Source organism: Micromonospora sp. NPDC005252 (assembly GCF_042872475.1).
Classification (GTDB): Bacteria; Actinomycetota; Actinomycetes; order Mycobacteriales; family Micromonosporaceae; genus Micromonospora.
Genome location: NZ_JBIAKN010000003.1, coordinates 299,786 through 312,529 on the forward strand (window position 1 = coordinate 299,786; position 12,744 = coordinate 312,529).

The 12,744-nt window shown below is 73.7% G+C and carries 10 protein-coding genes; 3 read left to right on the forward strand and 7 right to left on the reverse strand.

Annotation, left to right across the window (positions count from 1 at the left end; genetic code table 11):
- Positions 1 to 64: 64 nt before the first annotated feature.
- Genes ACFYPH_RS10975 through ACFYPH_RS10985 form a run of 3 tightly spaced genes read left to right on the forward strand, consistent with a single transcriptional unit; the run spans position 65 to position 2,416 of the window.
- Positions 65 to 820: an allophanate hydrolase subunit 1 gene (locus ACFYPH_RS10975; RefSeq protein WP_387180935.1), complete on the forward strand. Its 756-nt coding sequence runs from the start codon at positions 65 to 67 to the stop codon at positions 818 to 820.
- Positions 817 to 1,680 carry a biotin-dependent carboxyltransferase family protein gene (locus ACFYPH_RS10980; protein ID WP_387180938.1) on the forward strand — a complete coding sequence of 288 codons (864 nt, stop codon included), beginning with the start codon at positions 817 to 819 and terminating at the stop codon, positions 1,678 to 1,680. The genes ACFYPH_RS10975 and ACFYPH_RS10980 overlap by 4 nt, the downstream gene beginning before the upstream one ends.
- A complete protein-coding gene (locus ACFYPH_RS10985; RefSeq protein WP_354854996.1) occupies positions 1,664 to 2,416 on the forward strand; it encodes a 5-oxoprolinase subunit PxpA in 753 nt (250 codons plus the stop codon). Before ACFYPH_RS10980 ends, ACFYPH_RS10985 begins: the two co-directional genes overlap by 17 nt.
- On the opposite strand, the gene ACFYPH_RS10990 is transcribed toward ACFYPH_RS10985, so the two are convergent.
- From ACFYPH_RS10990 to pdhA, 7 genes are all read right to left on the reverse strand, one after another.
- Positions 2,413 to 4,251: an NHL domain-containing thioredoxin family protein gene (locus ACFYPH_RS10990; RefSeq protein WP_387180942.1), complete on the reverse strand. Its 1,839-nt coding sequence runs from the start codon at positions 4,249 to 4,251 to the stop codon at positions 2,413 to 2,415. The genes ACFYPH_RS10985 and ACFYPH_RS10990 overlap by 4 nt on opposite strands.
- Before the next feature lie 709 nt (positions 4,252 to 4,960).
- Positions 4,961 to 5,413 carry a hypothetical protein gene (locus ACFYPH_RS10995; RefSeq protein ID WP_387180945.1) on the reverse strand — a complete coding sequence of 151 codons (453 nt, stop codon included), beginning with the start codon at positions 5,411 to 5,413 and terminating at the stop codon, positions 4,961 to 4,963.
- A gap of 92 nt (positions 5,414 to 5,505) precedes the next feature.
- Positions 5,506 to 8,097, reverse strand: coding sequence for a hypothetical protein (locus ACFYPH_RS11000; protein WP_387180948.1), 2,592 nt, complete (start codon positions 8,095 to 8,097; stop codon positions 5,506 to 5,508).
- 343 nt (positions 8,098 to 8,440) lie between these two features.
- Positions 8,441 to 8,578, reverse strand: a complete 138-nt coding sequence (locus ACFYPH_RS11005; RefSeq protein ID WP_007454215.1) for a hypothetical protein — start codon at positions 8,576 to 8,578, stop codon at positions 8,441 to 8,443.
- A gap of 220 nt (positions 8,579 to 8,798) precedes the next feature.
- A complete protein-coding gene (locus ACFYPH_RS11010) occupies positions 8,799 to 10,262 on the reverse strand; it encodes a dihydrolipoamide acetyltransferase family protein (RefSeq protein ID WP_387181471.1) in 1,464 nt (487 codons plus the stop codon).
- Between the two features lie 5 nt (positions 10,263 to 10,267).
- On the reverse strand, positions 10,268 to 11,257 hold the full coding sequence (locus ACFYPH_RS11015) for an alpha-ketoacid dehydrogenase subunit beta (protein ID WP_354863001.1): 990 nt from the start codon (positions 11,255 to 11,257) through the stop codon (positions 10,268 to 10,270).
- Positions 11,257 to 12,432: a pyruvate dehydrogenase (acetyl-transferring) E1 component subunit alpha gene (pdhA, locus tag ACFYPH_RS11020; RefSeq protein WP_387180952.1), complete on the reverse strand. Its 1,176-nt coding sequence runs from the start codon at positions 12,430 to 12,432 to the stop codon at positions 11,257 to 11,259. The genes ACFYPH_RS11015 and pdhA overlap by 1 nt, the downstream gene beginning before the upstream one ends.
- Between the last annotated feature and the right edge of the window lie 312 nt (positions 12,433 to 12,744).

Sequence of the window (12,744 nt, forward strand, 5' to 3'; positions counted from 1 at the left end):
CCGGTGACACCGAGCACCGTCACCGTGAACACCGTGCCGACACGGCATCGGCGAGGATGAGCGGATGCGGATCCGACCCGCCGGCGCGCACGCCCTGCTCCTCGACTGCACCGCCCCGGCCGACATTCCCGAGGCGGCCCTGGTCGAAGCGTGGCGGGCCGAGTTGTGGCGCCGCCGCGAGCAGGGTGACCTGAACGCGGTCGAGATCGTGCCGGCGGCCCGCACCGTTCTGCTCGACGGCCTGCCCGACCCCAGCGCCACCGCCGACCTGCTGTCTCGCTGGGCACCGGCGGTCACCGCCGCGGCTGCCGCCACCGAGCGCGCCGGCGTCGCGGCCGGGGCCACTGAGCGCGACGGCGTCGCGGCCGGCGCCACTGAGGACGACGGCGTCGCGGCCGGCGCCGGAGGCGGCGACACGACAATCGGCGGCGGCCACGGCGCGGAGGTCGTCGTTCCGGTCGAGTTCGACGGGCCGGACCTGCCGGTCGTCGCCGACCACTGGGGCGTCGACGTGCCGGCCGTGCTGCGCCGCCTGACCAGCACCCGGTTCCGGGTGGCGTTCTGCGGGTTCGCCCCCGGTTTTCCCTACCTGACCGGGCTCCCCGCCGACCTGGCGCTGCCCCGGCTGCCCACTCCCCGCCCCCGGGTGCCGGCCGGCTCGGTCGCCCTCGCCGGCCCGTACGCCGGCATCTACCCCAGCGCGTCCCCCGGCGGCTGGCTGCTGGTCGGCCGGACCGACCTGCCCCTCTTCGACGTCGACGGCGACCCGCCCGCCCGGCTCGGTCCCGGCACCCGCGTCCGCATGGTGGCGACGACGTGACCCGGCCCGCCGAGATCGAGGTGCTCCGCGCGGGCGCCCTCACCACCGTGCAGGATCTGGGCCGACCCGGCTGGGCGCACCTCGGCGTACCCCGCTCCGGCGCTCTCGACCCGACCGCCCTGCGGCTCGCCAACCGGCTGGTCGGCAACACCGAACAGGCCGCCGGCCTGGAAATCACCCTGACCGGCTGCACACTGCGGCTGACCCACGCCGCCACCGTGGCGATCACCGGCGCCGAGGTGGCGGTCCGCGCCGGGGACCGGCCGGGCGACATCGGCCGCCCGCTCACCGTGCCGGCCGGGACCGTGCTGCGCGTCGGCCCCGCCCGTCGGGGCGTACGGAACTGGCTCGCCGTGGCCGGCGGGATCGACGTGCCGCCGGTGCTCGGCAGCCGCGCCACCGACACCCTCGCCGGGCTCGGCCCGCCCGTGCTGCGCGACGGCGACCGGCTGCCGCTGGGCGTGCCGCCGGCCGAACCCGCGCCGGTGGACGTGACCATCGGCCCGGCACCCGCGCCCGAACTGCACCTGAGCGTGCGCCTCGGCCCCCGCGACGACTGGTTCACCCCGAGCGCGCTCGACCTGCTGTTCGGCACCGCGTACACCGTCAGCCCGGTCAGCAACCGGGTTGGAGCGCGGCTCGCCGGCGCGGCCCTGCCCCGCGCGGTCGCCGGCGAACTGCCCAGCGAGGGCATCGTGCTCGGCGCGGTACAGGTGCCGGCGGACGGCCAACCCCTGATCTTCCTCGCCGACCATCCGACCACCGGCGGTTACCCGGTCATCGGGGTGGTCACCGACGTGACCCCGCTCGCGCAGGCCCGGCCAGGTACTACCGTCAGATTTCATGGACCTCAACGCTGACCTGGGCGAAGGATTCGGCATCTGGCGGCTCGGTGACGACGACGCGCTGCTGGGCCTGGTGACCTCCGCCAACGTGGCCTGTGGCTTCCATGGCGGTGACCCGTCCACCATGCGGCGGGTCTGCGAGGGCGCGGCGAAGCGCGGCGTCGCGGTGGGCGCGCAGGTCGGCTACCGGGACCTGGCCGGCTTCGGCCGGCGGCACATCGCGTACGACTTCGCCGAGCTGCGCGACGAGATCACCTACCAGTTGGGCGCGCTGGACGCCTTCTGCCGGCTGTTCGGCACCCGGGTCCGCTACCTCAAGCCGCACGGGGCGCTCTACCACGCGGCCGCCACCGACGAGTCCCAGGCGGCGGCGGTGGTCGCCGCCGTCGGCGGCCACGACCCCGAACTGCCCGTGCTCTGCCTACCCGGCTCGACGCTCGCCCAGCTCGCCGTCGGCGCGGGCCTACCCGTGGTCGCCGAGGCCTTCGCCGACCGCGGCTACCTGCCCAACGGGTCGCTGGTGCCGCGCGGCGCACCCGGCGCGCTGATCACCGATCCGGAGGAGGTGGCCACCCGGGCGGTACGGATGGCCACCGAACGGACCGTCGTCGCGGTGGACGGCACCGTGATCCCCTGCCCGGTGGAGTCGATCTGCGTACACGGGGACACACCGGGGGCGGTCTCCGCCACCGAGCTGGTCCGCGCCTCCCTGATCGACGCCGACGTCCCGCTCGCCCCGTTCGCCGCTTAGGCGTCCAGGCCGCGCAGGACCAGCGGAAGCCGGGACGCCGCGCCGTCGACCACCCGCACCGGGACGCCCCAGTCCTGCCGGGTCAGGTGGCAGGCCGCGTGCTCGACGTCCGCGTCGCAGGTCGCCGCCTGGGCGGTCACCTGGAGCACCCCGCCGGTCGCCTCGCTGTTGAGCACCAGCCGACGGGACAGCTCGGTGCCGGTGCCGGCGCCCTCCACCAGCAGCTCCGGTGGGGAGGCGGACACCACCAGCCGGGTCGACGGCCCGAACGTCTCGTCCAGCTTCTGCCCCGGCGCGGGCGTGAAGACGATGTCCAGGATGACCTCGCCCGTCGCCACGTCGGTCGGCTTGCGCTCGGTGCGGTGCCGGGGGCCGTCCACGGTGCTCGCACCGGCCGCCGACAACGCGCCGGGCGCCAGCCGGGTCAGGCGGTGCGCGGCGGACTCCACCACCAGCACCTCACCGGCCGGGGTGAGCACCAGGTCGCTCGGCTCGGCCAGCCCGTCCGCGACCGTGGACACCTGGCCGGTGGCGGGGTCGAAGCGGCGCACCGCGCCGTTGTAGGTGTCCGCGATCAGCACCGAGCCGTCCGGCAGCGCGCACACCCCCAGCGGGTGCTGGAGCAGCGCCGACTCGGCCGGCCCGTCCACGTGCCCGAAGTCGAAGAGCCCCTGCCCGACGGCGGTGCCCAGCACCCCGTTCTCGACGTACCGGACGGAACTGGTCTCGCTGTCGGCGATCCAGAGCCGGGCGCCGTCGGCGGAGACGGAAAGCCCCGACGGCTGCGCCATCCACGCCTCGGCCAGCGGGCCGTCGCGCAGCGCCTCCACGGTGGTGCCCGCGTACATGCCGGCGGTCCGCTTGATCGGGTCGAACCACCAGAGCTGGTGGATGCCCGCCATCGCGATGATCAGCTTGTCGTCGTACCAGGCCAGGTCCCACGGGGACGACAGGTCCACGGAGAGCGCGTCGTGGGCGTGGTCGTCGACCGAGGCACGCCACTGCCGGCCGCTGCCGGCCACGGTGACCACCTCGCCGGACTCCAGCCGTACGCCGCGCAGCAGGTGGTTGACGGTGTCGGCGACCACCAGGTCGTAGCCGGCCACCTCGGCGACGTGCGTGGGCAGCAGGCAGAGGCCCTGCGGCTCGGAGAAGGTCGCCGCCTCGGCCGGCCCGTCGGCCCGACCCCGCTCGCCCGAGCCGATGCGGCGAACCGGCGTCTCGCCGTCCGGAGCCACCTCGACCAGGGAGTGCCGGGCCGAGTCCGAGACCAGCAGGTTGCCGTCCGGCAGCAGCACCGCCTTGCCCGGGAAGCGCAGCGCGGTCTCCGGGGCCGGCGGAGGGACGTACGGACCGGTGCCCCGGTGCAGCGTGCCCTTCGCCTCGTGGGTGGCGATCAGCTCGTCGATCAGCCGACCCAGCCCTTCGGCGTGGCCCTCGCCGGCCATGGTGGCCACCACGTAACCCTCCGGGTCGATCACCGACAGGGTCGGCCAGGCCCGGGCCGCGTACTGCTGCCACATGTCCAGCTCGGGGTCATCGAGTACGGGGTGGTGCACGCCGTACCGCTCGACGGCGGCGGCCAGCGCGTCGGCGTCCTTCTCGTGCTCGAACTTCGGCGAGTGCACGCCGATCACGACGAGTACGTCGCCGTACTTCTCCTCCAGCGGCCGCAGCTCGTCCAGCACGTGCAGGCAGTTGATGCAGCAGAAGGTCCAAAAATCGGCGAGGACGATCTTGCCGCGCAGATCCTGCAAGGTCAGGTCCTTGCCGCCGGTGTTGAGCCACTGCCGGCCCCGTAGTTCGGGTGCCCGTACGCGCGCTGTCGTTCCCATGCCTGTCAGCCTGCCACGCCTCGCGGGCCCGGCCGCCGTGACCCGGGCGACAGAGCTGTCAGCCAGGCGATCGGTGGCAGCTCAGCAAGGCGATGCTCGGCGTGTCTAGTTGCTCAGCCGCCATCGATCAAGGAAACGGGTCCCGACATCGACTGCCATCTGGATTTCGGGTCGGGTCGGCCGAGGAATCCGACAGGGCCTAGCCGCGGCCGCCCTCGTTGCGTTCCCGGCGCTTCGCTGCGTACGCGCGGACCTCGGAGGCGTCCCAGATGCGGCCGACGGTCAGTGTGGAGCCAATAACGTCCGATCTGGTCCGCCGCTCCCGCGGTTGGGCGAGCGAGCCGACACGGACCGACGCCCAGCCGGTCCGAGCGCCGTGTCTGCTGCGCTCTCCGGCGAATCGGACCAACGTGGGGTGGCGCCGGTGAACGCGCACTGGCCGCAGCGCCCGTCGTGGGACTGCGAGGCGTGTGGACAGCCGTACCCCTGTCCTGAGGCTCGGGCCATGTTCGCGGTCGGTGACCCCTGGGCGGCGGCGACCTACCTCGCGAGTCAGTTCGTGGCTGCCGTGAACGACCTTCCGACGGTGCCGGTGGTCGACCTGTACGCACGGTTCCTGCTATCCGTGCCCCTACGCGCGCGAAGAGGCGGTGGCGCAGGGCCGAGTGCCCGCCGAAGTCGCCGTCGAGGTGGCGGCCTACGTGACTCGTCATAATGCGACGACGAGCCTGCGCAGGCATCTGTTGACCCCGAAGGCCAGACCGGGTGGGTCAGCGGCCGAGCGCGCCGACCTCGCTGATCTCGGTGGCGAGGGTTGGACAGACCCAGATCGGATCGCTCGGCCGGTGCGTACCACCGCCGTCAGAGGGTGACTCACCGGATGCTCGGGACAGGGTGGCCAATTGGTGGCGCGGCCCAGAGACCACAGCGCCTCAATCGCCCACTCCTGAACCTGGGCGGCGAGCGTGACGAGCTGGGTAACGGTCGGTTGGCCAAGGTCGACCGAGACTCCCTGGCCAGAACCATCGGCAGCGTAGAGAAAGGCGCTGGCGGTATGGGGGTCGTCTCGCCACGGTTCGTCACGAAGGTCGGGCTGCACCCCGCCGTGCGTCTCGAGATCGGACAGAATCAGCTCCAGCGCCGCCGCCAGTTCGCGTTCCACAAGCGGATTGTGCCCGAGTTTGAGTTTGGTGAAGCGGGCGGGAACGACGACGGCGGAGCCACGGTTGCCCGTGGCTCCGCCGTCGATGCGTTCTACTTGGTGGCCGGCTTGAGGCAGAGCACCCGGTTGGTGCCCTCGCCGGGCAGCACCACGTGGGGCTGAGCAGGGTCGGCGCACTTGTCCTTCGCGTCCACCTTGGAAACGATCGTGAACGCGCCCGCCTCGCCGCAGTCCACCGCCGAGGCGCCCTGGCCGGCCTGCTTCACGCAGGTGCCGACCGCCGGGTCGAAGGCCGGCGAGTCGTCCCCACCGCCGAATTTGCCGAGCAGCATCAGCAGGCCGAGCGGCACCGCCAGGATCAGCACGGCGGCGATCAACACCGCGGCCAGGACCCGACCGTTGCGCACCTTCGGCACCGGAGGCTCCGCCTTGGGCTCCTCCGCGTCCGGCTTGAACGAGTCGAACCGGCCCTGGTCCGATTCGGTGGCCTCCTGGCCCCAGGACGGCCCTGGCTGCTGGGGCGGCGGGAAGGCCGGGAACTGACCACCCGGCGCCTGCTCGATGGCCGGCGCACCGAAGCCCGGCGCGCCGTTCACCGCGGCGGTGCCGGCGGCCGGTGCCCCGAAGCGGTCGGCTGGGCGCTCACCGCCGGACTGCGGTCGAACGCCGTTCACCGGCCGGTTGTTGCCCGGCGCGTCGACGAAGGACGGCACACCGGGTGGGAACGCCGGCGGCGCGGCAGCGGCCGAGGGGGGCTCGCCGAACCCGTTGGGCGCCGACGACCGTTCCCGGTCGTCGAACTGCGGCTCGGACGGCGAGTCGTCGCCCCAACCGGGGAAGCCCTGCTGCCGATCCGGCCCGTTCTGCCAGTCCGGCGGGCCCTGGCGCTCCGGGGCCTGCTGCCAGTCCGGCGCGGCCGGGCGCTCAGGCGCCTGCTGCCAGTCGGGCATGGCCGGGCGACCAGTGTCCTGCTGCCAGTCGGGCGCGCCCTGGCGGCCGGCGTCCTGCTGCCAGTCAGGCATGCCCGGACGCTCGGGAGCCGGGTCGGCCTGGAACGCCTCCGGGGCTGCCTGCTCCGGCTCGTTGTCCGACTCGGGTCGGGCCGGGCGGCCGTACACCCGGGGTTGTGGCGTGGCGGCGCTGGTCGGCCGCATGGCCTGGTCGGCCGGGGGCATCACCCGGCTGGCCAGCGGCACCGAGGCGCTCGCCGACGCGCGGCTCGCCGCGCTGGCGGCCGACTCGGCGTCCGAGACCGGTACGACGGCGCGGCCCGCTCCCGACTCCGGGGAGGTGCGCGGAGCGGGCACCGCGGCGGCGCTCGCCGACGCCTCCTCGGCCCGGCCCCAGCCGGCCGGCTCGGCCTCGTACTGTGCCGCCGCTTCCGGGGCGTCCCGGTCGGCATAGGCCGGCTGCTCGGGGATCGGGGGGTACTGCGTCGACGGCGCGTAGTCGGCCGGCGGGGCGGCGGCGAGGCTGGCGCCCGGCACGCGCTGCTCCTGCGGCGGTAGCGGCACCGCGTTGGCGGGTGAGATGCCGGGCGCGGGCGCCGGCTGGTAGGCCGGCGGCTCGTCAGCCCGGTCGGCGTCCCAGCCGCCTCGCGACTGGGCTTCCGCCTCGGCGCGGCCCCACACCTCGCCCGGCGCCCACGGCTGAACCTCCGCGACCCCGGGGTTGGCCTGCACCGGGTTGTCCGGGCCGGCGGCGGCCCAGCCGGGCGTCGCGTCGCTGCCGGGCACGCTGACGCTGGCCCGGGCGGCCGCAGGGCCGGCCTGCTCGGCCTGGGGCCAGGCGGTGGGTTCCGGACGCTCGGCCGGCTGGTCCTGGGGTGCGAGCACCCAGTCCGGCTGCTGCGGGCGGCCCTCGGCGGCACCCCAGGCGGCGGGCTGCGGGGCCTCCTCCTGCGCGGGCCAGTTCGCCGCCGGGACCTGGGCCGCGCCACGGGAGCCGGCCGACTCGGACTGCCCCCAGCCGGGGGACGGCTGCTCGGCCTGCCCGGCGGGCTGGCCCCAGGTCTGCGGGGCCTGCTCGGCTGGCGTCCAGACGGGCTGGTCATCCCGCGCGGCGGCGCCGACGGCCCAGCCACCGGACCCGGACGGGTCGTCCTGCGGGCCGGCTGCGCCGGATCGGCCGGCGGGCTGCGCCGGATCGGCGTGCCACTCACCGGCGGGCGGGTTGGCCTGCCCCGCGCCAGCCCATCCGCCGGAGCGGGACGGGTCGTCCTGGGCGGCGGGCCACGCGGCGGTGGCCGGGGGCACCTGCGCGGCGCCCCGGGCGGCCGGCTGGGCCGGTGCCCAGTCGGGCTGCTCCGGGGAACCGGCGGCCCAGGCGGGCGCGGCCTGCTCGGGCGGCGTCCAGCCCTGCTGCGGGGGAGTCCATGCGGCGGGCTGCGCCTGCTCCGGCGCGGCACCGCCGGTGGCCCACGCGGGCTGCGCCGGGTCGCTGGACTGCGGTGCGGCGGCGGCACCCCAGGCGGGGTTCGGCTGCTGCTCGGACTGGGTCGCCCAGGCCGGGGCGGACGGGTTCGGCCGCGCGGGTGGCGGGGGCGCCCAGCCCATTTCGGGGGCGGTGGCGTTGTAGCCGTTGTCCGGCTGCGCCGGGCGGTCGCCGTACGGCGCCGGTCCGCCGGCGCCCGGTGACACCTCGTCCGGCTCCTGGCCGGGGCGGTGCGGGCCCTCGGACGTCATGGGTGCGCCTCCTCCATCACATGTCGGCCGCCGGTGCCGATCGGTCTCCTCGGCATGGCTGCCGGCGTCACCGGCGTACCGCCGTGCCGGCTCCCCGCACCGTATCCGGTGGCCGCACGAGGCGTCCAAGGAGCACCGGTCGTCACTCCCCGTCGCCGGGTGGTGTCGAGCAGCTTCTATCGGCTCGGCGTCGGCCGGGCCGGCGGGCGGCGACCGAAGCCCACCGTACCGGGCGCTGCGGCAGCACGGAATCCCGGTGTCAGGTGCTGGCGCAACGCCGATGGCCCATCCGGTGAGCCGGATGGGCCATCGATCTGGAGGAGGTGAGGAATGTCGTGGAGCGTCAGCTCATGTGACGCTGGGCGATGACGAGGAGTTCCTCGCGAACGGCCGGCGAGTTGGCCGAGCGCAGCGCGTGCTCGATGGCACGGGCGCGGCGGTTGGCGTCGCGGTGGTTGCGGATTCGCTCGATCATGCTCATTTGGTGGGTCCTCCTGGCTATTCGGTTGTCGGCCCCTGATGCATCTATTCAACCGCAGAACTCGGCCAACTTCCATCGATTATTAGGTGAGATGGGACACCTGCCTAACAATCAAAGGTCAAGGGGGCTTGTGGCCGACGGTTTCGTCGCTCAACGGACACGGCCGGTGTGCCGGGCGTTAACCCGTGGCACACCGGCCGTGGCTGGCGTTTCGGACCGGTCAGGTCCAGGCGAGCAACGCCGCCTCGGGGTCGGCGAGGAAGTCGCCGATGTCGCGCAGGAACTTCGAGCCCAGCTCACCGTCGATGATCCGGTGGTCGAAACTCAGACCCAGCGTGGTGACCTGCCGCGCCTTGACCTTGCCCTTGTGCACCCACGGCATCTCCCGCACCGCGCCGAAGGCGAGGATCGCCGACTCGCCCGGCGGCAGGATCGGCGTGCCCGTGTCCACCCCGAACACCCCGACGTTGGTGATGGTCAGGGTGCCGCCGGACATGTCCGCGGGCGAGGTGCGGCCGGACTTCGCCGTCTGCACCAGGCCGTTCAGCGCGTCGGCCAACTCCCGCAGCGAGAGCCGGCCGGCGTCCTTCACGTTCGGCACGATCAGGCCGCGCTCGGTGGCCGCCGCGATGCCGAGGTTGACGTACTCCTTGACCACGATCTCGTCGCCGGCCCAGGTCGAGTTGACCATCGGGTGCCGCTTGACCGCCAGCAGCACGGCCTTCGCCACCAGCAGCAGCGGCGAGACCCGGACGTCGCGCCACTCCCGCCGGCCCCGCAGGCGCTCCAGCGCCTTCATCGCCCGGGTCACGTCGACGGTCAGGAACTCCGTCACGTGCGGAGCGGTGAACGCCGAGCGGGACATGTTCTCGGCGGTGAGCTTGCGGACGCCCTTGACCGGGATGCGCTGCTCACGGTCGGCGCCGAAGCTCGCGACGCTCGTCGCGGCCCGGGTGACCGCGACCGGCTCGGCCGCCGCCACGAAACCGCTCGCCGCCTGCTGTACGTCCTCCCGGGTGATCGAGCCCAGCGGCCCCGACCCGGTCAGCGTGCTCAGGTCGACGCCGAGGTCCTTGGCGAGCTTGCGTACCGGCGGCTTGGCCAACACGAGCCCGCCCGGCACCGGACCGCCGTTCCCGTTGCGGACCGGCTCCGGCGTGACCGGCTGCGGTGCGACCGGTGCCGGCGCGACCGGCGCCTCGGCCTGCGCCGGTACGGCACCCTTGCGGGGCCGGCGCTTCGCGGCGGTGGTACGCGGGCCGTAGCCGACGAGCACCGCCGTCCGCCCGCCCGGGGCGGCACCGCCGATCAGGCCCGGCTCGATCATGCCCTCGGCCGGGGCCAGCTCCACGGCCGCCAGCGAGGCCGCCGACGGGGTGGGCAGGTCGCCGGTGGGCGTGGCCGTGGTCGACGCGGTGGTGTCCAGCGGGCCCGCGCCCGGGTCGGTGTCGATCGCGATGATCGGCGTACCGACCTCGACAGTGGTGCCCTCCGGGTGGTGGATCGCCTGCACCTGCCCGGCCCACTTCGCCGGGATCTCCACCGCCGCCTTGGCCGTCTCGACCTCGACGATCGGTTGGTTCAGCTCGATGGTGTCGCCGACCTTGACCAGCCAGGCCAGGATCTCGCCCTCGGTCAGCCCCTCGCCCAGGTCGGGCAGGTTGAACGTCTTGATCCGGGACATGCCGCTCACCAGCCGAAGGTGCGGTCGACGGCGTCGAGCACCCGGTCGAGGTCGGGCAGGTACTCCTCCTCCACCCGGGCGGCCGGGTAGGGGGTGTCGAAGCCCGTGACCCGCAGCACCGGCGACTCCAGGGAGTAGAAGCACTCCTCGGTGATCCGGGCGGCCAGTTCGGCGCCGAGGCCGATGTTGGACGGCGCCTCGTGCACCACGACCGCGCGGCCGGTGCGCTTCACCGACTCGTAGGCGGCGGCGAGGTCCAGCGGGGACAGCGAGCGCAGGTCGATGACCTCCAGCTCCCGGCCGTCCTCGGCGGCGGCCGTCGCGGCCTCCAGGCAGGTCCGCACCATCGGCCCGTACGCCAGCAGGGTCACGTCGGTGCCGGGCCGCACCACCCGTGCCGAGTGCAGGGGGTACGCGCCGGACAGCGGCGCGTCCAGGTCGACCTGGCCCTTCTCCCAGTACCGCCGCTTGGGCTCCAGGAAGACGATCGGGTCGTCCGAGGCGATGGCCTGCTGGATCATCACGTAGGCGTCCTGCGGGTTGGCGCAGGTCACCACCTTCAGGCCGGCGGTGTGGGCGAAGTACGCCTCCGGCGATTCGGAGTGGTGCTCGACCGCGCCGATGCCACCGCCGTACGGGATCCGGATGACCATGGGAATGCTGAGCCGGCCGCCCGAGCGGTAGTGCATCTTCGCCACCTGCGACACGATCTGGTCGTACGCGGGGTAGACGAACCCGTCGAACTGGATCTCGCAGACCGGCCGGTAGCCACGGATGGCCAGGCCGACGGCGGTGCCGATGATGCCGGACTCGGCCAGCGGGGTGTCGATCACCCGCTGGTCGCCGAAGTCCTTCTGGAGCCCGTCGGTGATCCGGAAGACGCCGCCGAGCTTGCCGACGTCCTCGCCCATGATGATGACCTTGGGGTCGGTCTCCAGGGCGCGGCGCAGGCCGGTGTTGAGGGCCTTGCCGAGGGTGAGCGTCTCCGTGGCCATCAGTGGGCGCTCCCCTCGAACGACTCCATGTAGCGGTTGAACTGCGCACGCTGCTCGTCGAGCAGCGGCGACCCGTTGGGGTAGACGTGGTCGAACATCGTCACCGGCTCCGGGTTGGGCATGGTGAGCACCCGCTCGCGCAGGTGCACCGCCTCGCGGCGGGCCTGCTCGTCGACCTCGGCGAAGAAGGCCGCGTCGGCGATCTGCTGCTTTTCCAGGAAGGCCTTGACCCGGATGATCGGGTCCTTGGCCTGCCACGACTCCACCTCGCTGGCGATCCGGTAACGGGTCGGATCGTCGGAGGTGGTGTGCGCGCCCATCCGGTAGGTGTACGCCTCGATCAGGCTCGGCCCCTGCCCGTGCCGGGCGTTGTCCAGCGCCGTGCGGGTGACCGCGTACGACGCCAGCACGTCGTTGCCGTCCACCCGTACGCCGGGGAAACCGAAGCCGGCGGCCCGCTGGTAGAGCGGGACGCGGGTCTGCCGCTCCAGCGGCTCGGAGATCGCGTACTGGTTGTTCTGGCAGAAGAAGACCAGCGGCGCGTTGAACACGCTGGCCCAGACGAACGCCTCGTTCACGTCGCCCTGGCTGGTCGCCCCGTCGCCGAAGTAGGCGATCGCGGCCTCGCCGTCGTCGGTGCCGACCTTGCCGTCCATGGTGATGCCCATGGCGTACCCGGTCGCGTGCAGGGTCTGCGCGCCGATGACGATCGTGTACATGTTGAACTTGAACTCGTTCGGGTCCCAGCCGCCCTGGTCGACGCCGCGGAACAGACCGAGCGGCATGATCGGGTCGATGCCCCGGCAGTAGAGGACGCCGTGCTCCCGGTAGGTCGGGAAGGCCATGTCCTGCGTCCGCAGCGCGCGCCCGGAGCCGACCTGGGCGGCCTCCTGGCCGAGCAGGCTGGCCCAGAGGCCCAGCTCGCCCTGCCGCTGGAGCGCGGTCGCCTCGGCGTCCAGCTTGCGGACCAGCACCAGGTCGCGGTAGAGCCCGCGGTACTCCTCGTCGGTGAAGTCGACACGGTACTCGGTGCCGTCCGGCCCGGTGGCGCTGTCGATCCGCTCGCCTTCGGGGGTGAGCAGCTGCACCAGCTCGGGGTCGCCGGTCGCGCCCTTCTTGGAGCGGGGAGCTGCCCGCCTGCTGCGGGTGGTGCCCCCGGGGTCGCCCTTTGCCATCGGTCTCTCCCTGTCGTGTCTGCGTCGGCACCGGGGGATCACCCGGCCACGCAACTCGTGCGCCTGCCCGGCTGCTGCCGGACCGGTTCCTGGCGGCCGCGCCTAGCCCCGGTGGGGGTTGCCGCGCGGCGTGAAGCCGGGTTCTGGCCGAACCCGGTTCGGGAGCGCCGGCGCCGGGCCGCGCCTGCCGCGAGGGTGCGCGGAGGTCACGGCTGCGTTGCCGTCGTGCTCCATATTCGCAGAGCAGGTGAGCGGGCCCACAGTACGCCTGCCTCGCATTCCGACCGCCTACGGTTTGATGTTCTTTGTCGC